General features: G+C 68.7%; 23 protein-coding genes. 15 read left to right on the top strand and 8 right to left on the bottom strand.

Features of this window, described 5'->3' with window-relative positions:
- Positions 1–118 precede the first annotated feature (118 nt).
- The 4 genes from AB0H88_RS20055 to AB0H88_RS20040 all read left to right on the top strand — a co-directional run bounded on the left by AB0H88_RS20055 (position 119) and on the right by AB0H88_RS20040 (position 3,974).
- Positions 119–2,611 (top strand): nitrate- and nitrite sensing domain-containing protein, encoded by a 2,493-nt coding sequence (locus AB0H88_RS20055; protein WP_357646463.1) that lies wholly within the window; start codon positions 119–121, stop codon positions 2,609–2,611.
- Positions 2,611–3,033, top strand: a complete 423-nt coding sequence (locus tag AB0H88_RS20050; RefSeq protein ID WP_225290600.1) for a roadblock/LC7 domain-containing protein — start codon at positions 2,611–2,613, stop codon at positions 3,031–3,033. The genes AB0H88_RS20055 and AB0H88_RS20050 overlap by 1 nt, the downstream gene beginning before the upstream one ends.
- A gap of 67 nt (positions 3,034–3,100) precedes the next feature.
- Positions 3,101–3,415 carry a DUF742 domain-containing protein gene (locus AB0H88_RS20045; RefSeq protein ID WP_357647311.1) on the top strand — a complete coding sequence of 105 codons (315 nt, stop codon included), beginning with the start codon at positions 3,101–3,103 and terminating at the stop codon, positions 3,413–3,415.
- On the top strand, positions 3,396–3,974 hold the full coding sequence (locus tag AB0H88_RS20040) for an ATP/GTP-binding protein (RefSeq protein ID WP_357646461.1): 579 nt from the start codon (positions 3,396–3,398) through the stop codon (positions 3,972–3,974). Before AB0H88_RS20045 ends, AB0H88_RS20040 begins: the two co-directional genes overlap by 20 nt.
- Positions 3,975–3,980: 6 nt before the next feature.
- On the opposite strand, the gene AB0H88_RS20035 is transcribed toward AB0H88_RS20040, so the two are convergent.
- Together AB0H88_RS20035 and AB0H88_RS20030 are read right to left on the bottom strand one after the other, a co-directional pair.
- The gene (locus AB0H88_RS20035; RefSeq protein ID WP_357646459.1) at positions 3,981–4,973 is read right to left on the bottom strand and encodes an SIS domain-containing protein; all 993 of its coding nucleotides are present in this window, start codon (positions 4,971–4,973) and stop codon (positions 3,981–3,983) included.
- Between the two features lie 40 nt (positions 4,974–5,013).
- On the bottom strand, positions 5,014–6,159 hold the full coding sequence (locus AB0H88_RS20030; RefSeq protein WP_357646457.1) for a hypothetical protein: 1,146 nt from the start codon (positions 6,157–6,159) through the stop codon (positions 5,014–5,016).
- A gap of 169 nt (positions 6,160–6,328) precedes the next feature.
- On the opposite strand from AB0H88_RS20030, the gene AB0H88_RS20025 reads away from it, so the two are divergent.
- Genes AB0H88_RS20025 through AB0H88_RS20010 form a run of 4 tightly spaced genes read left to right on the top strand, consistent with a single transcriptional unit; the run spans position 6,329 to position 10,176 of the window.
- Positions 6,329–7,447 (top strand): spermidine/putrescine ABC transporter substrate-binding protein, encoded by a 1,119-nt coding sequence (locus AB0H88_RS20025; protein ID WP_357646456.1) that lies wholly within the window; start codon positions 6,329–6,331, stop codon positions 7,445–7,447.
- Positions 7,448–7,489: 42 nt separating this feature from the next.
- Positions 7,490–8,356, top strand: a complete 867-nt coding sequence (locus AB0H88_RS20020) for an ABC transporter permease (RefSeq protein ID WP_357646454.1) — start codon at positions 7,490–7,492, stop codon at positions 8,354–8,356.
- A complete protein-coding gene (locus tag AB0H88_RS20015; protein ID WP_357646452.1) occupies positions 8,349–9,128 on the top strand; it encodes an ABC transporter permease in 780 nt (259 codons plus the stop codon). The genes AB0H88_RS20020 and AB0H88_RS20015 overlap by 8 nt, the downstream gene beginning before the upstream one ends.
- A complete protein-coding gene (locus AB0H88_RS20010; protein ID WP_357646450.1) occupies positions 9,115–10,176 on the top strand; it encodes an ABC transporter ATP-binding protein in 1,062 nt (353 codons plus the stop codon). The genes AB0H88_RS20015 and AB0H88_RS20010 overlap by 14 nt, the downstream gene beginning before the upstream one ends.
- Here AB0H88_RS20010 and AB0H88_RS20005 read toward each other — a convergent pair.
- Positions 10,170–10,775, bottom strand: coding sequence for a helix-turn-helix domain-containing protein (locus AB0H88_RS20005; RefSeq protein WP_357646448.1), 606 nt, complete (start codon positions 10,773–10,775; stop codon positions 10,170–10,172). The two genes, AB0H88_RS20010 and AB0H88_RS20005, sit on opposite strands and share 7 nt — an antisense overlap.
- A gap of 119 nt (positions 10,776–10,894) precedes the next feature.
- On the opposite strand from AB0H88_RS20005, the gene AB0H88_RS20000 reads away from it, so the two are divergent.
- The 6 genes from AB0H88_RS20000 to AB0H88_RS19975 all read left to right on the top strand — a co-directional run bounded on the left by AB0H88_RS20000 (position 10,895) and on the right by AB0H88_RS19975 (position 18,500).
- Entirely contained in the window at positions 10,895–12,178 is a 1,284-nt protein-coding gene (locus tag AB0H88_RS20000) for a glycosyltransferase (protein WP_357646446.1), read from the top strand.
- Between the two features lie 45 nt (positions 12,179–12,223).
- Positions 12,224–13,621: an aminobutyraldehyde dehydrogenase gene (locus AB0H88_RS19995; RefSeq protein WP_357646444.1), complete on the top strand. Its 1,398-nt coding sequence runs from the start codon at positions 12,224–12,226 to the stop codon at positions 13,619–13,621.
- Between the two features lie 173 nt (positions 13,622–13,794).
- A complete protein-coding gene (locus AB0H88_RS19990) occupies positions 13,795–17,094 on the top strand; it encodes a nitrate- and nitrite sensing domain-containing protein (protein WP_357646442.1) in 3,300 nt (1,099 codons plus the stop codon).
- Positions 17,095–17,099: 5 nt separating this feature from the next.
- Positions 17,100–17,513 carry a roadblock/LC7 domain-containing protein gene (locus AB0H88_RS19985; RefSeq protein WP_214641718.1) on the top strand — a complete coding sequence of 138 codons (414 nt, stop codon included), beginning with the start codon at positions 17,100–17,102 and terminating at the stop codon, positions 17,511–17,513.
- Positions 17,514–17,539: 26 nt separating this feature from the next.
- A complete protein-coding gene (locus tag AB0H88_RS19980; protein WP_225290601.1) occupies positions 17,540–17,941 on the top strand; it encodes a DUF742 domain-containing protein in 402 nt (133 codons plus the stop codon).
- The gene (locus tag AB0H88_RS19975; protein WP_357646440.1) at positions 17,922–18,500 is read left to right on the top strand and encodes an ATP/GTP-binding protein; all 579 of its coding nucleotides are present in this window, start codon (positions 17,922–17,924) and stop codon (positions 18,498–18,500) included. Before AB0H88_RS19980 ends, AB0H88_RS19975 begins: the two co-directional genes overlap by 20 nt.
- 125 nt (positions 18,501–18,625) lie before the next feature.
- Here AB0H88_RS19975 and AB0H88_RS19970 read toward each other — a convergent pair whose 3' ends face one another.
- Genes AB0H88_RS19970 through AB0H88_RS19950 form a run of 5 tightly spaced genes read right to left on the bottom strand, consistent with a single transcriptional unit; the run spans position 18,626 to position 23,398 of the window.
- Positions 18,626–19,393, bottom strand: a complete 768-nt coding sequence (locus tag AB0H88_RS19970; RefSeq protein WP_357646438.1) for an ABC transporter ATP-binding protein — start codon at positions 19,391–19,393, stop codon at positions 18,626–18,628.
- 11 nt (positions 19,394–19,404) lie between these two features.
- Positions 19,405–20,862, bottom strand: a complete 1,458-nt coding sequence (locus tag AB0H88_RS19965; RefSeq protein ID WP_357646436.1) for a dihydroorotase family protein — start codon at positions 20,860–20,862, stop codon at positions 19,405–19,407.
- A gap of 9 nt (positions 20,863–20,871) precedes the next feature.
- Positions 20,872–21,648: an ABC transporter permease subunit gene (locus tag AB0H88_RS19960; RefSeq protein ID WP_357646434.1), complete on the bottom strand. Its 777-nt coding sequence runs from the start codon at positions 21,646–21,648 to the stop codon at positions 20,872–20,874.
- The gene (locus AB0H88_RS19955) at positions 21,645–22,454 is read right to left on the bottom strand and encodes an ABC transporter permease subunit (RefSeq protein ID WP_357646433.1); all 810 of its coding nucleotides are present in this window, start codon (positions 22,452–22,454) and stop codon (positions 21,645–21,647) included. Before AB0H88_RS19955 ends, AB0H88_RS19960 begins: the two co-directional genes overlap by 4 nt.
- Positions 22,451–23,398: an ABC transporter substrate-binding protein gene (locus AB0H88_RS19950; protein ID WP_357646431.1), complete on the bottom strand. Its 948-nt coding sequence runs from the start codon at positions 23,396–23,398 to the stop codon at positions 22,451–22,453. Before AB0H88_RS19950 ends, AB0H88_RS19955 begins: the two co-directional genes overlap by 4 nt.
- 562 nt (positions 23,399–23,960) lie before the next feature.
- On the opposite strand from AB0H88_RS19950, the gene AB0H88_RS19945 reads away from it, so the two are divergent.
- Positions 23,961–25,684 (top strand): nitrate- and nitrite sensing domain-containing protein (locus tag AB0H88_RS19945; protein ID WP_357646429.1); only part of this gene is annotated, 1,724 nt, incomplete at its 3' end.

Genomic DNA, 25,684 nt, shown 5'->3' with positions numbered 1-25,684 from the left:
CTTATGTTCGCTTGGCCGAGCTGATAGGTATGTGTTCCAATTACCGGCACTTGCTGATTTTCCCCAGGGGCCTCAGGCGCCCTTCATATACGCCGATTCGGGCGAGAGGTTGCGTTCGGTGAGTACTCAGTTGGGTGAACGGCAGGCGGACGAGGCGAACTGGCGCCTGCGCAACTGGCGCGTCCGGGCGCGGCTGGTCGCCCTCATCGTCATCCCGACCGCCGCCGCCGTCCTGCTCGGCGGCATCCAGGTGTTCGCCTCGATAGGCGCCGCCGGTGACTACACCCGTACCAACCGGCTGGCGCAGCTGTCCCAGCAGGTCGGCGCGCTCACCCACCTGGTCGCCGGCGAGCGCGCCAGGACCTCGTGGTTCATCGCCAGGGGCCGGCCCGTGACGGGGCTGGCCGCCGTGCGCAACCAGATGGATCAGGTGGACGAGTCCACCAAGGAGGTACGGGCCGGCGCCGAGCAGTTGGTGGGCGACGTCACCGGCCGTACCGCCGACCAGATCGAGAACATGCTGAGCCGCCTGAACGACCTGGCCGGCCTGCGCGAGCAGGCGCTCGAAGCCGAGCTGCTGCCCGGTGCCTGCGTCGAGCTCTACACCACGGTGATCAATGAGCTGCTGTCGGTGCACAACGAGCTGATCAAGGGCAGCCAGGACGACGAGCTGTTCCGGCAGACCCGCATGCTCGACTCGCTGGCCCAGGCCAAGGAGAGCGTCTCGCTCCAGCAGGCGCTGGTCACCACCGGCCTGGTCGAGGGGAGCCTCGACCAGGAACAGCTCAAGCGCTTCCTCGGCGAGCTGTCGCGCGAGCGCAACGAGCGCAAGAGCTTCGGCGACGAGGCCACCGCCGAGGAGCGCCGCTTCTTCGACGAGACCGTCAACGGCAGGCCCGCCGACCGCATGCTGTTCCTGCGCGAGCTGGTGCTCATCCGGGCCACGGCCGGGCTGCCGCTGCGCGGGCTCGACCGGGCCAGCCGCGGCGACGACGCCAAGGAGTGGTACGACGCGGGCAACGTCGTCGTCGACTCCTTCCGCAAGGTCGAGCAGCGCCAGGCCGCCGGCATCCTGATCCGCAGCGAGGCGCTGAGCGCCGACGAGCGGCAGCGCGCCCTCGTCATCGCGTGCGCCGTGCTCGCGCTGCTCATCGCCGTCCTGCTGATCACCACGGGGGTGGCCAGATCGCTGGTCCGCCCGCTGCGCCGGCTGCGCGGCGAGGCGCTGGAGATCGCCGGCCGGCGGCTGCCGGAGTTCGTGCAGCACCTGCGCGAGTCGCGCGACGGCGCGCTCAACGCCGAGGTGCCGCCGATCGGCATCTTCTCCAAGGACGAGGTGGGCGAGGTCGCGCGGGCCTTCGACGAGGTGCACCGCGAGGCCGTACGGCTGGCCGGCGACGAGGCGCGGCTGCGCTCGAACGTCAACGCGATGTTCGTCAACCTGTCGCGGCGCAGCCAGACCCTGGTCGAGCGGCAGCTCACGCTGATCGAGCGGCTGGAGCGCGGCGAGCGCGACGACACCCGGCTCGGCGACCTGTTCCTGCTCGACCACCTGGCCACCCGCATGCGCCGCAACAGCGAGAACCTGCTGGTCCTGGCCGGCCAGGAGGCGGCCCGCAAGTGGAGCGAGGCCGTCGAGCTGATGGACGTCGTACGCGCCTCGCTCGGCGAGGTGGAGAGCTACGACCGGGTCAGCGTCCAGGTGCAGTCGGCGGCCGCCATCGCCGGCCAGGCGGTCAGCGACGTCGTGCATCTGCTCGCCGAGCTGGTCGAGAACGCGGTCTCGTTCTCCCCGCGCGACACCAAGGTCATCATCTCCAGCAGTCACATCGACGGCGGCGGGCTGATGGTCTCGGTCACCGACCACGGCATCGGCATGGGGCCGGAGGAGCTGGCCCAGGCCAACTGGCGGCTGGCCAACCCGCCGGTGGTCGACGTCTCGGTCTCCCGGCGGATGGGCCTGTTCGTGGTCGGCCGGCTCGCGCTGCGGCACAGCATCAGGGTGCACCTGCGCCCGCAGGACACCGGCGGCCTGACCGCCATGGTGCTGATCCCCGAGATGCTGCTCACCTCGGTCCCCGGGCCGGTGGAGCCGGCGGAGCCGCCGTTCATCCAGGTGCCGATGCAGGCCACACCGGCGATGCCCGGCCTCGGCCACCCATCGTACGATCCCGCGTTCGACCAGCCGCTCGATTCGGCGTCGTGGTTCAGCTCACAGCACACGCACTCGGTGGAGGTGCCGATGCCCGATTCGGCCTCCCGCCCGCCGCAGGCTGACCCGCAGGCCGACAGCGAGTTCTACGCCACCCTCGAGTCGAGCTGGTTCACCAAGGCGACGCCGACGCCGGACCAGCGCGACCCCGCCTGGACCTCGCCGGCCGACACCGGATGGCAGGCGGCGGGAGCGATCGACGAACCCACCCAGAGCGGGACGACCACCTCCGGACTGCCCAAGCGGACGCCGAAGGCCAACCTCGTGCCCGGCTCCGCCGCGCCCCCGCCGACGCCCGTGCAAGCGCCTCCGGTCTCGCCCGACCGGTTACGCAGCAGGCTCGCCGGCTACCAGCAGGGCGTGCGCAAGGGCCGCGAAGAATTAGAGGAGGAATCATGATAAAGAACCTGAGTCAGGCGGCCAGAGACCTGAACTGGCTGGTCAGCGGCTTCGTGGAGCAAGTGCCCGGCGTCGCCCACACCGTGGTGGTCTCCGCCGACGGGCTGCCGGTGGCCATCTCGCGGGGATTCCCCCAGGACCGCGCCGACCAGCTCGCGGCCATCGCGGCGGGGCTGATCAGCCTCACCCAGGGCGCCGCGCGCGTCTTCGAAGGCGGCGGAGTCACCCAGACCCTCATCGAAATGGACCGCGGGCTGCTCCTGGCCATGGCCATCAGTGACGGTTCGTGCCTGGCGGTGCTGGCCGCACCCGATTGCGACATGGGTCTGGTGGCCTACCAGATGACGATTCTGGTCGAGCGCGCGGGGCAAGTGCTCACGCCCGCCGTCCGCGCGGAACTCTCGGCCGCGCGTACCTGGTGATGGGAGTGAACTGTTGGCAGCGTGGCATGACCGCGAACCGGAACCCGAGCGCAGCTCGTTAGTCCGGATGTACGCCGTCACGGGCGGGCGGACCGCCCCACGCGGTGGCCTGGCCATGGAGGCGCTCATCTCCTCGTCGACGTCGATGCGGCTCGGTATGGCCTACACCCGGGAGTACCGGGCGATCAGCGAGCTGTGCCGGCAGGTCCGCTCGGTGGCCGAGGTGTCGGCCATGCTGCGGATCCCCCTCGGGGTGGCGCGGGTGCTGATCGCCGACATGGAGTCGGAAGGGCTGGTGCGCGTCTACCAGCCGCAGCTCGAGGCGGGCATCCCTGACAAGGGCCTGCTCGAAAGGGTGCTCAGTGGACTTCGCAGGCTCTAGCGGGCTCACCTCGACGAAGATCGTCGTCGCGGGTGGGTTCGGCGTGGGCAAGACCACCTTCGTCGGCGCGGTGTCGGAGATCATGCCGCTGACGACAGAGGCGATGATGACGGACGCCTCGGCGGGCATCGACGACCTCGCGCACACGCCGGGCAAGACGACCACCACCGTGGCCATGGACTTCGGTCGTGTGTCGCTCGACCGTGATCTGATCCTCTACCTGTTCGGTACGCCCGGACAGCACCGGTTCTGGTTCATGTGGGACGACCTCGTGCGAGGGGCGATCGGGGCCGTGGTCCTGGTGGACTCCAGGCGGCTGGCCGACAGCTTCCCCGCGATCGACTACTTCGAGGAGGCCGGGTTGCCGTTCGTCGTCGGGCTCAACGGATGGGACGGGCAGTTCGCGCACGTGGAGAGCGAGGTCAGGGAGGCGCTGACGCTCTCGCCGCACATCCCGATCGTGCGTACGGACGCGCGGCACCGCGAGGCGGTCAAGGACTCGCTCATCACGCTGGTCGAGCACGCGCTGAACGCCCGCGCCGCCTACGGTTCCCGCTGACGTTCTTCAGGATGTCGCCGACCACCAATGGGCGGCGACCAGCTCCGCCACCAGTGTCTCCGTGAGCAGCGCCACGTCGGCGTCGCCGTCGTGCGCGTAGCGGATGGCGGCCGTGGCGTCCTTGAGATCCCCGCCGAGAAGATCGCCGCCGACCAGATCCCCGCCGACCGTGACGACCGTGGAGCCGCGCTGCCGCACCCAGTCCATGGCCTGGTCCTCGTAGCCGGAGCCGCGGAAGAGCAGCGCGCGGTAGTCGAGGGTCTTGGTGAGGTAGACGTCCACGTGGGCCCAGTCGCCCGTCTCGCAGGCGTCGGCCGGCCGGCGCGGACCCTCGCGGAACATCAGCGCCGACTGCTCCGCCGACGACAGGCGCTCCACGGGCGCAATGGTGTAGACGCCGTCCGGGCCGTCCAGCAGCTCCAGCGTCAGGGGCAGCCACTCCTGCCTGCGGTCGAGGAGGTCGGCCGACGCCTCGGCGCTGCGCCGTACGAGGCCGGCCAGGTCGCGCCCGTCGCCCGTCAGGTGGGCTTCCAGCGCGAGCAGCAGGGCGAGCGTGTGCTGGAACGTACGGCAGGACACCCCGCCCCGCTCCTCGCCCGCGTGCATGGGGACGACCAGGTCGGCCGCCTGCGCGAGAGCTGAGCCGGGATGGTTGGTGAGCGCTGCCACGAACGACGGGCCGCCCGCGTACCGGGCCACCGCGTCGAGCGTCTCGCGGCTGGTACCCGTCGCCGAGATGGGCACCACGAGCGTCTCCGGGCCTGCGGGGTACGACGCGGCGGCCGAGGCGTAGTCGGCGTAGGCGTCGACGCCCGCCGCGCGCAGGCGGAGCGCGGCCACCCCGGCGGCGTAGCGGGAGCTGCCCATGCCGAGGAACAGCACCCGCCGGACACCGGCCGGCAGCCCCTCGAACAGGCCGCCCGCCGCCAGCGCGTCCGCGAGGGTGGCGAGGGCCGCGGGCTTGGCCTCCAGGTCGGCCAGGTAGAGCTCGGAATTCACGGGGTCTCCTCAGAAGTGTCTGCCTGGCATGGCTCGGAATTCACGGGGTCTTCTCGGGGTAGCGGGCGCGCAGGACGCCCATCGGGGCGTAGCGCCAGCGGGGCAGGTGGCGGGCGGCGTAGACCAGTTCCCGGCACTCCTGCTCGATCTCGAACGGGCGCAGCAGCGACTCGTCCAGGAGGTCCGGCCGGCCGCACTCGGCCAGGCGGCTCCGGTAGGCGGCCAGCAGGAGCTCGCGGGCCTCGCCGGCCCAGTCGAGCGCCTGGCGCGGCGGAGTGCCGCGGCGCTTGATCGCCACCTGGGCGACATGCTCCAGGCTGGTGGCGAGCTGGGCGAGGTCCCTGGCCACCGGCTGGTACGGCGCGGCCTCCGCGACGGTGGGGTTGCCGTCGAAGTCGATCACGGCGTAACCGTCGCGCCACCGCAGGATCTGGCCGACGTGCAGATCGCCGTGGATGCGGATCAGCGGCGTGCTGATCGGCCTGGTCAGCGGGGCCAGCTCGGCTCTGAGGGCGTCGGCCCGGCCGGCCAGCCACGCGCCGTCCTCGCCGTCCGTCAGGGCGAGAGCCTCGGCCAGAGCCTGCTCGGCTCTTTCCGCTGGACGGGAAACCGACAGACCGAAAATAGGTGTAACGGCTGGGGCGGCGGCGGCGATGGAGAGGGGTGGGAAAGTGGAGAGCGCCAGGTGGAGGTCCGCGGCCAGGCGACCCAGGGCTCCCGCGAAGGCGGTGCGGCCCGAGGCGGCCTCGTCGGCGCACCACTCCCAACCATCCCTGGCCTCCGGCAGGTAGCCCGTGACGAGCGCGAGCAGCGTCTCGGCCGCCCCGTCCACCCGGGTCAGAGCGGCGTACGGCGGAGCCGTGTCCCGGAATCCGGCCCCGGCCAGGTGGGCGAGCAGGTCGGGAGCGGGATGCGGCAGCGCGGCCGGTGGCGTCAGCCACTTGACGACCACCCGATCGGCCACGACCACCGAGTAGTTCGTCTGGTCGACATGTGCGCCGAAATCCCGTTCGACCGGCACCCCAGTGTCGAGATCCCCAGCCTCGTACGAGAGGCTGGGCAGCGCGGAGAAGCGGCGGACCGCGAACGGCGGCGGCACGTCGCCCCCGCCCCCGAGCGCCGTCACGAGCGCGGCGGAGACGCCGCGATCCCCTGAGGTGAGGGGCTTCTCACCGAGAGAGAGCAACCGCCTCCAAATTGAATTCATGTTCAACAGGAATACCAAACATCCAGGTAACAGTGTCCGCAAAAGTCTTGCTCATGTTGATTTCTGCTGCAACACTCCTCGTCTGGTCTGCCGTGCCCGGTTGGTCGCGCGACCCCTCATTCACCGGAATTCTGAAGGAGTAGCGGCCGTGTACCGTACCCGGTTCACCCGTCGTCTGCCGGTCCTCGTCACGGTGGCCGGCCTCGCGCTTGCCGCCGCGGCGTGCGGCGGTGAGTCAACCAACGCAGGCGCGGCACCGGCGGCGACCGCCGACCAGCTCAACCCGAACGCCGACCTGTCGAAGCAGTCGGTCAACGTGACGGTGTGGGACGGGTACACGCCCAAGGAGCTGCCGCAGAAGGTCAAGGACAAGCTCAAGTTCCCGTTGAAGATCGCGATCCACGACACCAACGAGACCGCCATGACCAAGCTGACCGCCGGTGGTGACAGCGGCATCGACGTGGCGTTCGTGTCGGGACAGTACGCCCAGGCGCTCAACGAGCAGGGTCTGCTGGAGCCGATCCACCCCGAGCTGATCCCGAACCTGTCGAACCTCTACCCCGAGGCCACCCAGCTGTCCTACGACAAGGGCAACAAGTACTCGGTGCCCTACACCTGGGGAACGACCGGCATCTGCTACCGCAGCGATCTGGTGAAGACGCCGCCGACGAGCTGGAAGGACCTCCTGCAGCCGCCGGCGTGGGCCGACAAGAAGGTCACCATGATGACCACCGAGCGCTGGCTGGCCCTGCCCGCCCTCAAGGCGCTCGGCTACTCGGTCAACACCGACAAGGACGCCGAGATCGCCAAGGCCAAGGATCTCCTCGTCGCGGCCAAGCCGCACCTGCTCGGCTACGACGACACGACCTTCGGCGACAAGCTCACCTCCGGCGAGGCGATGATGGTCGAGGCGTGGGACGGCTGGTGCCCGACCACGAGCGAGAAGCAGAACATCAAGTTCGTGGTGCCGAAGGAGGGCAGCGACCTCTGGGTGGACACCATGGTGATCATGAAGTCCTCCAAGAACAAGGAGGCGGCGCACGCCCTGATCAATTACATCCTCGACCCCGAGATCCACAGCTGGGCCGCCGTCAACATCAACTACAAGGTGCCCAACAAGGCCGCCATGGACAAGGTGGAGATCGCCAAGGGCTCGCTGCTGGACATCAAGCCGGCCGAACTGCTCAACGGTGAGTCGCTCATCGACCTGGGCCAGGCGGGGGTCAAGTACACGCGCCTGGCGACCGAGATCAAGGCGTCGTCGTAGTCGCGGGATGAAGTAAGAACACGGGATGAAGCCAGAAACCGAATGAAGTCCGAAGCTGAAGCCCGGCCGGTGTCCCCTTCGCGAGGACGCCGGCTGGGCGCGTTCGTTTTCCTGTCACCCGGCCTGACGTACCTGGTCGTGCTCCTGCTGGTGCCGCTGGTGCTGGTGCTGAGCTACACGCTCTTCCAGCGCGGCCGGTTCGGCGGTGTCGTCTACGAGGTCACCGGCGAGAACTTCAGCCGCCTGATCGACCCGCTCTACCTCAGCGTGGTGGGCACCTCCCTGAAGATCGCGGGGCTCACGACGCTGCTCGCGCTGCTGCTCGGCTACCCGACGGCGTACCTGATCGCGCAGCTGCCGCGCAAGTGGAAGACGGTCGCGCTGGTCGCCGTCGTGCTGCCGTTCTGGACGAACTTCATCATCCGCGTCTACGCCTGGATCATCCTGCTCAACGGTCCCGGCCTGCTGAACTCGGGGCTGAAGGCGCTCGGCCTGGGGCCGTACGAGCTGCTCTACAACCAGGGCGCCATCATCCTCGGGCTGCTCTACTCCTACCTGCCGCTGATGGTGCTGCCGCTCTACGCGGCGATCGAGCGGCTCGACCCGCAGCTGCGCGAGGCGTCGGCGAACCTGGGCGCGTCGGCGTTCAGCACGTTCCGCAAGGTGACGCTGCCGCTCACGGTGCCGGGCGTGCTGACCGGGTGCCTGTTCGTGTTCGTGCCCAGCTTCGGCAACTTCGTCATCCCCGAGATGCTCGGCGGCGGCAAGTCGGTCATGGTGGGCAACCTGATCCGCACCGAGTTCCTGCAGGCGCGTGACTGGCCCTTCGGCTCCGCGCTGACGCTGGCCCTCGTGGCGGTCCTGGTGGTGCTGCTGATCGCGCAGTCGTGGGTGGCCCGTCGTGCGTAGGTCGAAGTGGCTGCACGTCCCGTTCTGGGCGACGTACGTCTTCCTGTACGTGCCGATCGTCGTGCTCGTCGTGATGTCGTTCAACTCCGGCAGGTCGGCCTACACCTATGAGGGCTTCAGCCTCAAGTGGTACGGCGAGCTGGCCCAGGACGAGCGCATCAGGGACGGCGTGGTCAACACGCTCATCGTGGCCGCGGGTTCGACCGTCGTCGCGACCGTGCTCGGCACGCTGCTGGCCGTCGGCCTGGCCAGGTACACCCGGTCGAAGACGCTCGACGCGCTCGCCCTGATGCCCGCCGTGCTTCCGGACCTGGTGCTGGCCATCGGGCTGCTGGTCTTCTACGGAATGATCCAGCTCACGCTGGGGCTCTACTCGGTGATCCTCGCGCACGGCGTCTTCTCGATGGCGTTCGTCGCCGCGGTGGTGCGCACCAGGCTGTCGAACACCGACACCTCGCTGGAGGAGGCCTCGCGCGACCTCGGGGCGGGCCCGGTCGTCACGTTCATGAAGGTGACGCTGCCGCAGCTCACGCCCGGCATCATCGCGGGCGCGCTGCTGGCCTTCACGCTGTCGCTGGACGAGTTCGTGATCGCCTTCTTCACGATCGGCAACAACGAGCAGACGCTGCCGATCGTCATCTATTCGATGATCCGTTTCGGGGTGACCCCGAAGATCAACGCGCTGGCCGCCATCCTGCTGCTCGTGAGCTTCACGGCGGTGATCGTGGGACAGCGGATGACCAAGATCGGGGAATCACGTGCTGAAGATTGACGGGATCACCCGGCGGTTCGGAGACGTCACCGCGCTCGACGGGGTCTCCTTGGAGATCCGCCAGGGTGAGTTCTTCGCCCTGCTGGGCCCCTCCGGCTGCGGTAAGACCACGCTGCTGCGCATCCTGGCCGGGTTCGAGACGCCCGACGGCGGCACGGTGACGCTGGACGGCGAGGACCTGCTCGGCAAGCAGCCGAACCGGCGGCCGATCAGCCTGATGTTCCAGTCGTACGCGCTGTTCCCGCACATGACCGTGGCCAAGAACGTGGCCTACGGCCTGGAGCGCGAGAAGCTGCCGCGCCAGGAGATCAAGCAGCGCGTCGGCGAGGTGCTGGAGACCGTCGGCCTGTCGGAGCTCGGCGGCCGCAAACCCGCCCAGCTGTCCGGCGGCCAGCGCCAGCGTGTCGCGCTCGCCCGCTCCATCGTCAAGCGCCCGCGCCTGCTCCTGCTCGACGAGCCGCTCTCCGCGCTGGACAAGAAGGTCCGCGCCGACATGCAGCTGGAGCTCAAGCGGCTGCAGCACGAGGTCGGCATCACCTTCGTGGTCGTCACCCACGACCAGGAGGAGGCCATGTCGCTGGCCGACCGCATCGCGGTCTTCGAGCGCGGCGGCGTGCGCCAGGTGGACCAGCCCGTCGAGCTCTACGAGCGGCCCCGCACCCCCTTCGTCGCCGACTTCGTCGGCGCCAACAACCTGTTCGAGGGTACGGCCGGCGGCGCCGAGGCTCTCAGGACCGACGACTTCGGCCTGCTGCCCGGCACCCCGCTGGAGGAGTTGGAGAGCGGCGCCAAGGCGCTCCTGGGCGTTCGCCCCGAGAAGATCGAGCTGCGCGACGAGACGGCCGCGCACGGCCTCATGGGCACCGTGCTCGATGTCAGCTTCTACGGCGGCGTCTCCCACATCTCGGTCGACCTGCCCGGCCGCGTCAAGCCGGTCCTGGTGGCCGTGCAGGGGGCCGGCGCCGTGCGGCAGGGCGCCAAGGTCAAGCTGCACTGGCGGCACGACGACGCCGTCATCATCCCGGCGGGCCAGGAAACGGCTCAATGAGCCAGGCCGTGGCCCGTCGCCGTGCGCGCGTAGGAGAGGATCAGCTCGGCCGCCTCCTGTGGACCTATCACCGGGTGCCGGGCGGTGATCCGGTAGCCGTAGGCGTCCTCCAGGGCCACCAGGTTGCGCGAGATCGTCAGCGAGTCGGAGCTCAGCGTGAAGACTCCCAGCGCGGCCCCCGTGTCCAGGATCGACTGGTACATCGACACCTGCCGGTCGTAGAGCGAGGTGAGCAGCACACCGTAGACCCGGCTGCGCCCCGCCGCCCCGCCCAGCTCGTTGAGCAGCCGGACGTCGGGGTCGAGCGGACCGGTCGGCAGCCCCGACCTGACCGTCATGACCAGCTTCTCCGCCGGGTCGGTGAGCGCCGAGAGCTGACGCATCCGCTGCTCGTAGAACCGCTCCATCCCGGCGTGCTGCGCCTCGACCAGCAGCTCGCTGAGGTCGGGATAGTGATACAGCACGGCGCCCGAGGTGAGCCCCGCCTCCTCGGCCACGTGGGAGAGCTGGACGCGGTCGACGCCGTGACGGATGATGGCCCGCCGGGCCGCCTCGATCAGGTCGATGCGCCGGTCGCTACGGCTCTTTCGCTGGGTCACACTCACCGCCTTGTTCGTCTGCCGTTCAGGAGGCCGTGACCATAGTGCCTTGAAGTTGACCGGCCCGCTAGATGAGTATTTGAATTCCCCTTCAAATTGATGCCACCTCGGAGCGCGTGATGTCCCTCACCATCCTGTTCATGCCGGAAAGCGCCTACGGGCCCACGAACAACAGCATCGGCATCGGCGACATTCTCCGTCGCCGCGGTCACCGCGTCGTCTTCGCCGCCGAGGCCTCATGGAAGGGCAAACTCGAAGCGCTCGGCTTCGAGGAGGACCTCGTCGACCTGGCGCCTCCCGCCGAGGGTGACGAGGAGCAGGACGCGGGGCAGTTCTGGAAGGACTTCATCCGAGAGAACGCCCCGGAATACCGCAAGAGCACGCTGGAGCAGCTCGAAACGGTGACCAAGCCCATCTGGGACTCGCTCATCGACGGCGCCAAGTACTGCGAGCCGCAGCTCAAGGCGATCATCGAGCGGGTCCAGCCGGACGTCATCGTCGAGGACAACGTCATCACCTTCCCGGCGCTGCTCACGGCCGGCAAGAAGTTCGTCCGCATCGTCTCCTGCAACCCGCTGGAGGTGCGCGGCGAGGACGTCGCCCCGGTGTTCTCGGGTCTGCCCGCCGACCACCGCGGGGAGTGGGACGCCTTCCGCGCCGAGTACGACCGTACGCACCGGGAGATCTGGAGCGCCTTCAACGAGTGGTGCGTCGAGCAGGGCACCGAGCCGCTGCCCGACCTCGACTTCATCCACGAGGGCGACCTGAACCTCTACGTGTTCCCGGAGATCCTCGACTACACCGACGCCCGCCCGCTCGGTCCTGCCTGGCACCGCCTCGACTCCTCGGTGCGCGAGACCGACGAGGACTTCCAGCTGCCCTTCCAGCGCACCAGCGGTGCGCTGGTGTACTTCTCGCTCGGCTCGCTCGGCTCCTCCGACGTGGAGCTGATGCAGCGGGTGATCGATGTGCTGGCCACCACCCCGCACCAGTTCATCGTCTCCAAGGGCCCGCTGCACGAGGAGATCAAGCTGGCCGACAACATGTGGGGCGCCGAGTTCCTGCCGCAGACGAAGATCATCCCGCTCTGCGACCTGGTCATCACGCACGGCGGCAACAACACCACCACCGAGGCGCTGCACTTCGGCAAGCCGATGATCCTGCTGCCGCTGTTCTGGGACCAGTACGACAACGCCCAGCGCGTGGACGAGCTCGGCTACGGCGTGCGGCTGTCGACCTACGCCTTCACCGACGAGGAGCTGACGGGCGCCCTCGACCGCCTGCTCGGCGACGAGCAGCTGCGCGCTCGGCTGGCCGCCGAGGGTGAGCGGATCCGCGCTCTCGACGGGCTGCGCAAGGCCGCGGACCTCATCGAGGAGCTGGGGCAGCGGTCCGATGCGTGAGCTCGGGGGCAGTGGGCCGATGCGTGAGCTGGGGGCGGCGGTCCGATGCGTGAACTGATCAACCCCGCGACGGGGCTCGTCTTCGACAAGATCCCCGACACCCCCGTCGAAGACGTGACGCGGGCCGTGGGGACGGCGCGCGCCGCCTTCGAGGAGTGGTCGCAGGCCACCCCGGCCGAGCGGGCCCGGGTGCTGCTGCGCCTGGCCGACCTGGTCGAGGCCGACGCCGAGGAGCTGACCCGGCTGGAGGTCGAGGAGACGGGCAAGCCCGCGGCGGTCTTCAGGGACGGCGAGCTGCCGTTCGCGGCCGACAACCTGCGCTTCTTCGCCGGGGCCGCGCGCTCGCTCGACGGGTCGGGCGCCGGGGTGTTCAGCCGCGGCTACACCTCGGTCATGCTGCGCCGCCCGGTCGGCGTGGTGGGCTCGATCGCGCCGTGGAACTTCCCGTTCGTGATGGCCGTGTGGAAGCTCGGCCCGGCCGTCGCCGCGGGCAACGCGGTGGTCATCAAGCCCGCACCGCAGACGCCCCGTACCACGCTGCGCCTGGCCGAGCTGTTCGCCCAGGCGGGCGCGCCGGCCGGCCTGGTGCGGGTGGTCACCGGCGATGCCGAGGTGGGGGAGGCGCTGGTCACCGATCCGGGCGTGGACATGGTCAGCGTCACCGGCTCGACGGAGACCGGCCGAGCCGTCATGACCGGCGCCGCCAAGACACTCAAGCGGGTGCACCTGGAGCTCGGCGGCAAGGCCCCCGCGCTGGTCTTCGAGGACGCCGACCTCGAGGAGACGGCCCGCGGCGTGGCCATGGGCGCCACCTACAACACCGGTCAGGACTGCACCGCCGCCACCCGCGTCTATGTGGCCAGGCCGGTGTACGACGACGCGGTGGAGGCCATCAGGCAGACACTCGCCGGCATCACCGTGGGCGACCCGTGGGACCCCGCCACCGATGTCGGCCCGCTGATCTCGGCGGCGCACCGCGACCGGGTGCACGGCTTCGTCTCCGGTTCCGGCGGGCGCGTCGTGCACGGTGGCGCCCCGGTCGACGGCCCCGGCTTCTACTACCTTCCGACACTTGTTAACGAAGTGTCACAGAACAGCGATATCGTCCAGGGGGAGCTATTCGGTCCCGTCCTCGTGGTCCTGCCGTTCGACACCGAGGACGAGGCGGTCATGCTGGCCAACGACACGCGCTACGGTCTGGCCTCGTCCGTGTGGTCACGGGATGTCGCCAGGGCGATGCGGGTCTCACACCGTCTCGATGTGGGTGTGACCTGGATCAACGACCATCTTCCGATAGCCAGCGAGGCCCCGCACGGCGGGGTCAAGGGCAGTGGTTTCGGCAAGGACATGAGCCAGGAGGCGGTGCAGGAGTATTCGGTGACCCGTCACCTGATGGTCAAGCACGCGGCGCCGGTGGAGCGAGACTCCTTTCGGCCCGCCTGAAAACGCGCACGGCGAGATGCGACCTTGTGGGCACGTTTGGTCGTATTTGATGGGATATGTACGGTTGGCCGTCTGGTACGGGTTGTGTTCCAATTACCCAGCCCGGAGAAATCCCATGCGCCCCAAGCGTGTCAGATTTTCGAGCACGTAACGGCGAGAGGTAGCGAGAGTCAGTGAGGACGGATAACCCCAGGCACACCAGGTCCGGGGAGTACACAGGCGGACGGTTCCGGCTGGCGAACTGGCGCGTGCGCTCCAGGCTGGTGGCGCTGATCCTCATCCCCACGATCGTGGGTGTGCTCCTCGCCGGCGTCCAGCTCGCGAACGCCATCGGTACCAGCGCCGAGTACCGCCGGCTGACCCAGGTCGCCGAGCTGGTCCAGCGCGCCTCCGCGCTGTCGCACGAGCTCGCCAAGGAACGCACGCTCACCGCGTGGTACATGGCCGACCGCCGGCGTCCCATTCGCCTGAGCCAGCTCAAGACCCAGCGCGAGGCGTCCGACGCGGCCAAGCAGCGCGTGCTCGCCGCCACCACCTCCATCGACGCCACCCACACCACCCGCGTCCGTGGAGAGGTCGACGAGATCCGCCGATGGCTGACCGGCCTCGACGGCCTGCGCAGGTCGATCGCGGGTGAGGCGAGCGTGCCGCCCCGGGCCGCCATCCGCACCTATTCCTCCCTGATCGAGGTCCTCGAGCGCCTTCAGAACGACCTGGGCGACGGCATCAGCGACGACGCCCTCCAGGGCGACGTGGCCGCGCTGTCAGCCCTCGACCAGACCAGGGAACAGGTCCTCCGCCAGCAGGGCATCCTCGTCGTGGCGCTGATCGAGCGTCGGCTGGACTATGACGACCTGTCCGACTTCCTCGGCTCCTGGAACAGTCAGCAGGTGCAGCTGACCGCCTTCGAGCAGGAAGCCACTCCTCAGGACCTCCAGGCGTACAAGAAGGGCCTGCGCGGCCCGCAGATCGACCGCGCGGACGCGATGCGCCAGCGGGCCCTGGCCCAGCTGCGCGAGTTCAAGACCATCAGGGACCTGGACATCACGACTCGCCGTGACCTCCAGCTCTGGTACGAGAGCACCTCGCTGTCCGCCAACGCCATGCGCAAAGTCGAGGACGGCCTGACCACCAGGATCGTGGCCACCACGCGGGACCTGAGCGACACCGAGCAGCGCAACGCCATCATCTCCGGTGCGACCATCCTGGTCCTGCTGCTCCTCGTCCTGGTGATCACCACCCGGGTGGCCGGTTCGCTGGTCCGCCCGCTGCGCCGGCTGCGTGCCGAGGCGCTCCAGGTGGCCACCACGCGGCTGCCCGAGACCGTCCGCCTGCTGCGCGAGTCCGGGGACAGCGCCGAGGTGCCCGATGTGCCCTCCGTCGGCGTCAACACCCGCGACGAGATCGGGGAAGTGGCCCGGGCCTTCGACGAGGTCCACCGCGAGGCGATCAGGCTGGCCGGCGACGAGGCCAAGCTGCGCGCCAACGTCAACTCGATGTTCGTCAACCTCTCCCGGCGCAGCCAGACGCTCGTCGAGCGGCAGTTGCAGCTCATCGAGGGCCTGGAGCAGGGCGAGGAGGACGAGAACCGGCTGGCGAACCTGTTCCGGCTGGACCACCTCGCCACCCGCATGCGCCGCAACAGCGAGAACCTCCTGGTCCTTGCCGGCCAGGAGGCCGCCCGCAAGTGGAGCGAGCCGGTGCCGCTGGTCGACGTCGCCCGCGCCTCGCTGTCCGAGGTCGAGAACTACGAACGGGTCCAGATCCAGATCCCGTCCGGCATCGAGATCGCCGGCCCGGCCGTCACCGACGCCGTGCACCTGCTGGCCGAGCTGATCGAGAACGCCATCTCCTTCTCCCCGCGCGAGAGCAAGGTCCAGGTCACCAGCTCGCCCATCGAGGGCGGCGTCCAGGTGACGATCACCGACCTGGGCATCGGCATGTCGGCCGACGAGCTGGCCGAGGCCAACTGGCGGCTGGCCAACCCGCCGGTGGTGGACGTGGCCGTCTCGCGCCGCATGGGCCTGTTCGTGGTCGGCCGCCTGGCGCTGCGCCACGGCATCAGGGTCCAGCTCGGGATGCGGGAGGCGGGCGGCCTGGCCGCGCTCGTCATGCTGCCCGACATGCTCCTCGGCGGCCCCGCCGGCTCGGTGCCCCAGCAGCGCGGCCAGTACGAAGCCTTCACCACCTTCGACCCGAGCCAGCTGGAGCCGTCCTCGACGAACGGCTCGGGCGTCTACGCCGCGCCGCAGGCCACGGTCGACACTCCCGACATCCGAGACGACGCGCCGGTCGACACGCAGTGGCCGGGCACGCTGCCCGTGCCGGGCGGTGGCGGCAACTGGCCGCCGTTCGGCGAGGAGCAGCCGCCGCGGCAGCAGCAGCCCGACGAGCAGCGCTGGCCGTCGTTCGTGGAGGAGTCGCCCGCGGCCGCCGCCCCGGGCGAGCAGCGCTGGCCGTCCTTCGCCGAGGAGGCGCCGCGGCAGGACGAGCAGCGCTGGCCCTCCTTCGCCACCGAGCCGCCGCCCCCCGCGCAGGACGAGCAGCGCTGGCCGTCGTTCGCCACGGAGCCGCCCCCGCCATCGCCCTCGCCCGCGGATGAGACGCGCTGGCCGTCCTTCGGCTCGGGCGAGGAGCTGCCGCCCAGGTCGCCGTTCGTCGAGCTGCCCAAGCCGTCCTTCGACGCCGAGCCGCGGCCGGCGTACGGGTTCGATGAGCAGCGCTGGCCGTCGTTCGCCGACTCGCCCATCCCGCCCGTCGAGCCGTTCACGCACAACGGCCGCGGCGCGTTCAACCCGTTCGGTCCCGGCGAGTACTCCTCCAAGGACCTGACCGGCCCGCTCCCGGCGGTGCGCAACAGCTCGCCGCTGGAGCAGAGCGACGACTTCCTGCCGATCTTCTCCTCGGTCGGCTCTGACTGGTTCCGCAGGCCGGAGTCGGAGCCCGAACCGTTCAAGCCGGAGCAGGAGTACCACTCCGAGATCTCCGCGCAGGAGGAGACGCAGATCGGGGGGATACCGGCAGTGCCGCCGGCCGGTCCGCTCCCGCAGCAGCCCTACGCCCAGCCGTACGCTCAGCTCCCCGTGCCTCCCGCGGCCACGCCCGCCGCGCCCCCGCCGGTCGCCGCGCCCGCGGCGTCCGCCGGGACGTCGGACAGGCCCTCGCTGCCGCAACGCGTGCCGGGCCAGTCCGGCGCGGGCTCGACGTGGTCCTCGCCCGCCGACACCGGCTGGCAGGCCGCGCAGGCCGCCGCCGAGCCGGCCATGGGCGGCACGACGGCCTCCGGCCTGCCGCGGCGCGTGCCGAAGGCCAACCTGGTTCCCGGTACGGCCAGCCTGGCGGAGCCGCAGGCGACGTCACCGGCACCGCAGATCTCTCCCGATCGCTTGCGGAGCCGGTTGTCCAGCTTCCAGCAGGGGGTACGGCAAGGCCGCGCGTTCACCCGCGGAGAAGACAATGAGGAGGAGCAATGAGAGAACTGAGCCAGGGAGCGCGTGGCATCAGCTGGCTGATCACCGATTTCGTCAATAATGTGCCCGGAGTCGCGCACACCGTGGTGGTGTCGTCCGACGGCTTGCCGCTGGCTTTCTCCGAGGGTTTTCCCAAGGATCGGGCCGACCAGCTGGCCGCGGTCGCCTCGGGTGTGATCAGCCTGACGCAGGGCGCGGCTCGTGTGTTCGAAGGCGGTATGGTCACCCAGACCGTCATCGAGATGCAGCGCGGACTTCTGATGATCATGTCCATCAGCGATGGCTCCTGCCTCGCTGTGCTCGCCGCGCCCGATTGTGACATGGGCCTGGTCGCGTACCAGATGACGCTGCTCGTGGAGCGGGCGGGCCAGGTGCTCACCCCGGCCGTGCGCGCCGAGCTGCAGGCGTCCCGCCCGCGTTAGTCGGACGGTGACAGGAGAAGATCATGATGTCAGGTCAGGGTTGGGCTGGTGATAGCACTCCGCCGCATCCGTCGGCTCCGCGTCCGCAGAAGCCGAGCTCCCTTGTCCGGCCATATGCCGTGACAGGGGGCCGCACGGCCCCACGGATGAAGTTCGCCATGGAGGCCTTGGTGTCCTCCGTGACCTCGGAATATAAAGACATTTCACTATTAAGTCCGGAGTATCAGGCGATCATTCAGCTAACCCGGAACGTCAGGTCGGTTGCCGAGATCTCCGCCCTTTTACGGCAGCCTCTTGGGGTAGTCCGGGTGCTGATCGCCGACATGGCGTCGGAGGGCCTGATCCGCGTGCACCAGCCTGCGCTGGACGCGGGAAAGCCGGACCTCAACTTGCTCGAAAGGGTGCTCAGTGGACTTCGCAGGCTCTAGCCCCGGCCTCACCTCGACGAAGATCGTCGTGGCCGGTGGCTTCGGCGTGGGCAAGACGACGTTCGTGGGTGCGGTCTCGGAGATTCTGCCGCTCACCACGGAGGCGGTGATGACGGACGCGTCGGCGGGTGTCGACGACGTCTCTCTCACGCCCAACAAGACGACCACGACCGTGGCGATGGACTTCGGCCGGGTCTCTCTCGACCGTGACCTGATCCTCTACCTGTTCGGTACGCCCGGACAGCACCGGTTCTGGTTCATGTGGGACGACCTGGTGCGCGGTGCGATCGGCGCGGTGGTGCTGGTGGACACGCGGCGGCTGGCCGACAGCTTCCCGGCCATCGACTACTTCGAAGAGGCCAAACTCCCCTTCGTCATCGGCATCAACGGCTGGGACGGGAACTTCCAGCACCAGCAGGAGGAGATCCGGGAGGCGCTGTCGCTCAACCCGCACACCCCGATCGTCCGCCTGGACGCCCGAGTCAGAGACTCGGTGAAGGGCACGCTGATCACGCTGGTCGAACACGCCCTGACCCGCCACTCCCACACTCCGGCCTGACTTCCTCTCCACCAGTGCCGCCGGGCTGGACGCCCGGCGGCACTAGTGGTTCGGCCCGTGTTCCAGTTATGGGGACGTGCTCAGACGGAGGCGACGCCCTCAGACGGACGGGTACGGAGAGGCGCTCAGACGGAGGCCACGCCACGCACCAGACGCCCCACCTCGGCGCGCAGATGGACGAAGTCCGGGTGCTCGCGGGAGCTGATCTGGTCGCGGGGACTGGGCAGCTCCACCTTCAGGTCGCCCACGACGTGCGCGGGCGCCTTGGACAGCACGACGACCCGGTCACCCACGTACACGCTCTCGTCGATGTCGTGCGTGATGAGCACGATCGTCATCTGGTGGTGCCCGCGTACCTTCAGCACGAGGTCCTCGAGGTCCTCACGCGTCTGCGCGTCGACCGAGCCGAACGGCTCGTCCATGAGCATCAGCGCCGGCCGGTAGGCCAGCGCGCGGGCGATCGACACCCGCTGCTGCATGCCGCCCGACAGCTGGAACGGGTACTTGCGACCGGCCTCCGCCAGCCCCACCGACTCCAGTGCCTCGTGCGCCGCCTCACGGCGCTGCTGCTTGGTCATGTCCTTGCGACGCAGCGGCAGCGCGACGTTGTCCGCCACGGACATCCACGGGAACAGTGACCGGCTGTAGTCCTGGAAGACGACGGCCAGGTTGGCGGGCGTCTGGCGGACCAGCTCGCCCTGGACCTTGATGGCCCCGCCCGTGGGCTTGATCAGGCCCGCGATGGAGCGCAGGAGCGTCGACTTACCGCACCCGGAGGGCCCGACGATGCACAGCAGCTCGCCCTCGGCGACACTCAGGTTCAGGCCTTCGATGGCGTGGTGGCGCGTCGGGCCTTCGCCGTAGACGTGCGTGAGGTTGTCTATCTCAAGCAAGGGGTTTCCTTTCAGCCCAGCGGCCGGGAGATGTACTGGCCTACCGGACGACCCACGATCTTGCCCGCGTCGAGGACGTGGTTGCCCCTGACGAACGTGTCGGTGACCTTGGCGCTCAGCTCGAAGCCCTCGAACGGGGTGTACTCCTGCGTCGACTCCGACTCGGCGGCCCGAACGGTCCACGTGCTGCCGGTGTCGACCAGGCAGAAGTCGGCGTCGAAGCCGGGCTCGATGGTGCCCTTGCTGCGCAGGCCGTACCTGCGCGCGGGGTTCCAGGAGGTGAGGGCGGCGATGCGCCCGTAGGACAGGCCGCGGCGGCGGCCCTCGGTGATCAGGCCGGGCAGCAGGTACTCGGCGCCGCCGAACCCGGCCTTGGCCAGGAACACGTCGTCGGCCGGAGCGCCGAACTTGAGCTCCTCCCGGCAGCAGGCGTGGTCGCTGACCACCCAGTCGACGGTGCCGTCGAGCACGTACTCCCACAGCGCCTCGACGTCCTCGCGCGGCCTGATGGGCGGGTTCACCTTCGCGCCGATCCCGTTGGCGGTCTCGATGTCGGCGAGAAGATGTCCGATCGTGACCTCACGGCGGAAGTCGATGTGCGGGAACGTCTTGGCCATCCGCACGGCCGCGTCGAGCGCCTTGCGCGAGGACAGGTGGAGGAGGTTGATGTTGGCCAGGCCGGTCTCATGGGCGAGGTAGGAGGCGATGAAGACCGCCAGCCCCTCGGAGTGCGGCGGCCGGGAGGCGCTGTAGGCGGCCAGGCCGCTGAGGTCGCCGGCCTCTTCCACCAGCTTGGTGTAGGCGGTCATGATCTCGGCGGTCTCACAATGTAGCGACAGTGAGATCTCGTCGGCCAGGTGCGGGAAGCGTTCGCGGGCCTCCTGCACGCCACGCATCACGAACTCGAAGTGCCCGTAGTCGTAGCGCTCGCCCTCGGGCAGCATCAGGAACTTGCTCTGGTCGGCCGAGCGCCCGTGCAGCCCGTGCCCGCCGTAGAACATGAAGATCTTGAACGACGAGACCCCGTACTTCTCCACCAGGTCGGGCAGTTCGCCGATGTGCGTGCTCGACATGGGCGCGAGGTGGAAGCCGTAGTCGATGTAGGCCTGTCCCTCCGCCTGCCTGCGTACCTCGGGGAAGAACTTCGCGTAGGAACCGCCCCTGTTGAGGTAGTACTGGCCGGTCCGCATGTAGCTGAGCGCCGTGGTGACGCCGCCCTGGGCGCTGGCCATGCTCTCCGAGGCGGTGTCCTCGGGCAGCGGGTTGTAGATGCCCCAATGCTGGTGGGCGTCCACGACGCCCGGGAAGGCCAGCTTCCCGTCGCCGTCGAGCACCTCCTCGACGCCCTCGGCGGACAGGCCGGCCCCCACCTGCTCGATGCGCCCGCCGGTCACGGCGATGTCCGCGACGACCGGTTCGTCCCGGTCGTGCGTAACAATACGCACGTTCTTCAGCAACAGGTCAGTCACATCCGCCTCCTACGCGGTACGGCGAGCGCCACGGTGCCACGTGAGCATCCGGCGCTCGACCATGAGGAACAGGGTGTTGAGTACGTAACCGAGCACTCCGAGCACGACCACTCCTCCCCAGAGGGCCGGCATGTCGGAGCGGTCGCTCGCGCTGGCCAGCAGGTAACCGATGCCGTCGGTGGCACCTTTGAGCTCGGAGACGATCATGAGGATCAGCGCCAGCGAGACGCTCAGCCGCAGACCAGCGAAGATCTTCGGTGAGGCGGCGGGCAGGATGATCCGGACCAGGCGCAGGCTCGCCGGGACGCCGAAGACGGTTGCGGTCTCAATCTGGAGACGATCCACGTTACGCGCGCCATCGATTGAATTCAGCAGGATCGGCCAGATGATGCCGAAGACGATGGTCGCTACCTGTACCTGCGTGCCCATGGTGAAGAGCACCAGAAACACGGGGAACATCACAGGTGGGGGCACGGCCCGGGCGAACTCCACCAGCGGGTCGATGTAGTCGGACAGCCAGGCCGTCCTGCCGATCGCGACACCGAGTGCTACCCCGAGGGCCACGGCCACGCTCCACGAGCCGACCAGCCTGATGATGCTGGGGACGAAGTTGTCCACCGCCTCATCGGTGAGGATGAGGGGCCCGGAGAACCACATCTCGTACATGCGCGACACGATGACCGTGGGGCGGGGCATGAAGGGGTCGTCCACCGCCCTGGTGATCAGCTCCCACGCGACGAGGACCACCGGCACCAGCCAGAGCCGTTTGACCAGGGTTTTGATCATGCGTTCCGCCACTTGAACAGCCGCCGCTCGGCACGCAGCAGCAGAGTGTTGACGATCAGCCCGATGATGCCCGACCACACCAGCACGGCGATCACGTCGATCATCGCCTGATCGTCCAGGGCGGTGCTCGCCTGGATGAGGAAGGCGCCGATCCCGCCGGCGCCGCCGACGACGTACTCCACGCTGATGGCCAGGATGAGCGTGATCGAGGCGGCCAGCCGGACACCGGTGAAGATGAACGGTGCGGCGCTCGGCAGCGACACCCGCCAGACGATGGCCGCGGAGCCGAAGCTGAACGAGCGCAGCGTCTCCGCGGCCAGCGGGTCGACGTCACGCACGCCGTAGAGCGTGTTGATCAGGATCGGCCAGGACGCGGCGTAGACGATGAGCGCGACCTTGGCGTTGATGTCGGGCTGGAACAGGAACAGCGCCAGCGGGATCAGCGCCACCGAGGGGATGGGACGCAGGAACTCGACTATCGCGCGGGTCATCTCCTCCACGACGGGAACGGTCCCGAGCAGCAGCCCTACGGGGACGGCCACCAGGATGGCCAGCGGCAGGCCGATGACGGCGGCGAGCAACGTGGAGCTCAGGTCGGTGAGATATTCGGGATCGAACGCCAGGCTGATCACTCTGGCCAGGCAGGTCGAGGCGGGGGGCAGCCACTCGACCAGGCCGGTCCTGCTGACGAGCTCCCAGACAAGCAGAAAAACCGCCACACCGATGGCGTGGCGGATGAGCTTTCCGACCCTGGCGCGGGCGAGCGTGGAACGCCCGCCCCGCGTCAGTGTTGTGGCAGCGGTCATCCCTGCGAAGTAACGATCATCGAGGAGACGTCGATCTTGTTCTTGATGAAGCCGTACTCGGCCATCAGGTCAGCCACCCGCTGAATGCGCTGGGCGTTCAGTGAGGTCGGGTAGTTGCCGAGGTTGATCGTGGCAGCGGTCGCGGCCGGGATCTGGGTGAAGGTCGGCAGGATCTTGGTCACGGCGCTGCGGTCGGTGGCGGCGACGTTCTGCGCCTTCGCCATCGCCCGCTGGAACGCGGCCAGCGTCTTGGGGTTCTTGCCGATCCACTTCTCCGTGGCCGCCCAGCCGGTGATCGGCAGGCTGTCCGTGGGGCCGGACATCGTGTCGAGCAGCATCGTCGCGCCGTCTTGGTTCTTGGCCTGGCTGACGTACGGGTCGGTCATCCAGACGGCGTCCACGGCGCCGCTCTTCAGCGACTTGAGCCAGTCAGTGCTCGGCACAACGACGTACTTGACGTCCTTGGTGGGGTCGAGTCCGGCGATCTTCAGGTGGGGGTTCATGGTGAGAACACCCAGGCCGACGAGCGCGTTGACGCCGATCTTCTTGCCCTTGAGGTCGCCGACGCTCTTGATGGGCGAGTTCTTCGACACCATCACGCCGAAGGCGCCGGCGGCCCCCTGGTAGGAGTCCGCGATGTACTTGAACTTCTCCAGCCCCTGGGACTGGATGGACAGGATGGTGGCGTAGCTGCCCAGCACCACGTCCATGCTGCCGTTGGCGAGCTTGGGCAGTACGGCCTGCGGAGCCTGGATGGCCTCCGTCTTGACATTGAGGCCCTGCTCCTTGAAGAAGCCGCGCTCGATCGCGATGAACAGCGGGGCGGCGTCCGCCCCGGGGTACTCGCCGATCAGGAGGTCTGTCTTCTCAAGACCGTTGGCATTCGAGGCGCCTCCGGTCTTGCTATCTGAGCTGGAACACCCCGTAATGACAAGGGTGGCCACAAGTCCAATCAGGGCGGTGCGCCCTAGTGCACCGAACCTCATGTCGCGTCTCCTTCGAACGGGGGGTGATCGACGACGGTCGCACCCTAGCGCAGCTAACTCTTGCGCATGGCCCCCCGAATCTGGAAATTACCAATATATATACGGAAATGATGATCACAATGTACGTTTGGGATGAATGTCCGAATCATGGAGGTGACAGCCCGGCATCCACCAGGAGGATGTGGCATTTGTCCGGGTTTGGCATGTTCTGCGAAGAGATGGGTTGACTGCGACCTTTGCGGTATTGGCCGATCTCCTGTTGTTGTGCTCAAATAAGCTCTCGCCCCATGGGTGCGTCGGCGTCACACGGCAAACACAATGCATGACGTGATCCTCTTGCACCAGACCATCAGAGGAGAGGTTGCGGAGGCCAGTGAGGAACGCATTCCCCCCAGCAGGTGGGGATCCCGGCTTAACTGCTGAAGCGCCCGCTCCTGCGGCGCTTCACGCCAAGTCAAAGCCCAAAGCACGGGCCGGGCGTGCGAAGAAGACGGGCGGCCTCGCGCTGCGCAACTGGCGCGTGCGCTCGAAGCTGCTCGTTCTGGTCGTCATTCCCACCTTGGCGGCCCTGGTCCTCGGCGGCTTCCGCGTAGCCACCTCGATCAGCAGCGCCACCGAGTACGAGAAGGTCAACGAGGTCGCCGTCCTGGCGAGCCAGTTGACCGCGCTCGCCCACGAGGTCGAGCTCGAACGCGACCTCACCGCCAGCTTTGTCGCCCTCGGGCGCAGGAGCAGCGGCAAGGCCGACGTCGACGCCCAATACAGCACGGTCAACAAGCTTCGCGACAGCGTACGCAGCGGGGTCGACGCGCTCGCCGCTTCTGACAGCCCCCAGCGCGCGCAGGCCGTCCGCATCAAGAACCGGCTGAACGAGCTCGACCAGTCACGCAAGACCGCGGTGGACTCGCAGCTGAACGTCGGTTCCGTCATCGATCTGTATGACCGGAGCATCTCCGACCTCATCGGGCTCAACGACAACATCGACCTGGGTGCCGCTGACAAGGAGCTCGCCGACGACGTCTCCGGCTTCGCCGCTCTGTCCAGGGCCAAGCAGTTCCTCTCCACCCAGCGCGCGCTCCTGGTGGCCGCGCTGGCCGCCAGGCGATTCAGCAAGGACGAGCTCGACTCCTTCATCGCCGCTCGGGCCCAGCGCAACAGTGAGCTGGCGACGTTCAGGGCCCAGGTGCCGCTGAACATCCGCCAGGCGTACGACGACGTCGTCAGCGGCTCGGCCGTCGACAAGTCCGAGCTGATCCAGGCTCGTGCCTTGTTCCTCCAGGACTCAGGGGCGCAGCTGGTCGACCCGGAGGTCGGCCTCGCGCGCGACGGCGAGGAATGGCTCAAGGCCGTGGGCAAGGCCATCGACGGCATGCGCAAGATCGAACAGCAGGTCTCCGACTCGATCCTGCTGCGCAGCCGCACCCTGCAGGGCCAGGAGCAGCAGGGCGCGATGATCATCGCGATCGCGATCGCCATCCTGTTGATCCTGGTGCTGTTGATCACCTCGTTCATGGCGCGCTCGCTCAGCGGCCCGCTGCGCCGGCTGCGCAGGGAGGCGCTGTTCATCGCCAGCCGCCGCCTGCCGGAGACGGTCCAGCAGCTGCGCGAGTCCGAGGCGAGCGGCCCGATGGAGGTCGAGCCGATCGGTGTCATGTCCGAGGACGAGATCGGTGAAGTCGCGCGGGCGTTCGACGAGGTGCATCGTGAAGCCGTCCGGCTGGCGGGCGAGGAGTCTCGGCTCCGTAGCAACGTCAACGCGATGTTCGTCAACCTCTCGCGCAGAAGCCAGACGCTGGTCGAGCGGCAGATCACTCTCATCGACGGGCTGGAGCAGGGCGAGCAGGACGAGAGCCGGCTGGCGAACCTGTTCAAGCTCGACCACCTGGCCACCCGTATGCGCCGTAACAGCGAGAACCTGCTGGTCCTGGCCGGTCAGGATCCGCCGCGCCGGTGGAGCCAGCCGGTCAAGCTGGTCGACGTGGCCCGCGCCTCGCTGTCGGAGGTCGAGAACTACGAGCGGGTCGTCCTGCAGGTGCCCGACGGCGTGTCCGTCGCGGGTCAGGCCGTCAACGACGTCATTCACCTGCTGGCCGAGCTGGTGGAGAACGCGCTGTCGTTCTCGCCCCGCGAGACCCGGGTGACGGTCTCCGGCAGCCGGATCGACGGCGGCGGCGTGATGTTGTCGATCACCGACTCCGGTATCGGCATGACCCAGGACGAACTGGCCGCGGCCAACGACCGCCT

The organism is Nonomuraea sp. NPDC050680 (genome assembly GCF_040654555.1).
Classification (GTDB): domain Bacteria; phylum Actinomycetota; class Actinomycetes; order Streptosporangiales; family Streptosporangiaceae; genus Nonomuraea.
The sequence above is the reverse complement of the archived record's forward strand: the minus strand, read 5'-3'. Positions and strand labels throughout refer to the sequence as shown.

Coding starts and splice junctions, on each gene's coding strand:
- AB0H88_RS20045 (WP_357647311.1), top strand. CDS start 3,101: ATGTACGCCGTCACGGGCGGGCGGACCGCCCCACGCGGTGGCCTGGCC.
- AB0H88_RS20020 (WP_357646454.1), top strand. CDS start 7,490: ATGAAGTCCGAAGCTGAAGCCCGGCCGGTGTCCCCTTCGCGAGGACGC.
- AB0H88_RS20000 (WP_357646446.1), top strand. CDS start 10,895: ATGTCCCTCACCATCCTGTTCATGCCGGAAAGCGCCTACGGGCCCACG.
- AB0H88_RS19995 (WP_357646444.1), top strand. CDS start 12,224: ATGCGTGAACTGATCAACCCCGCGACGGGGCTCGTCTTCGACAAGATC.
- AB0H88_RS19980 (WP_225290601.1), top strand. CDS start 17,540: ATGTCAGGTCAGGGTTGGGCTGGTGATAGCACTCCGCCGCATCCGTCG.
- AB0H88_RS19960 (WP_357646434.1), bottom strand. CDS start 21,648: ATGATCAAAACCCTGGTCAAACGGCTCTGGCTGGTGCCGGTGGTCCTC.
- AB0H88_RS19955 (WP_357646433.1), bottom strand. CDS start 22,454: ATGACCGCTGCCACAACACTGACGCGGGGCGGGCGTTCCACGCTCGCC.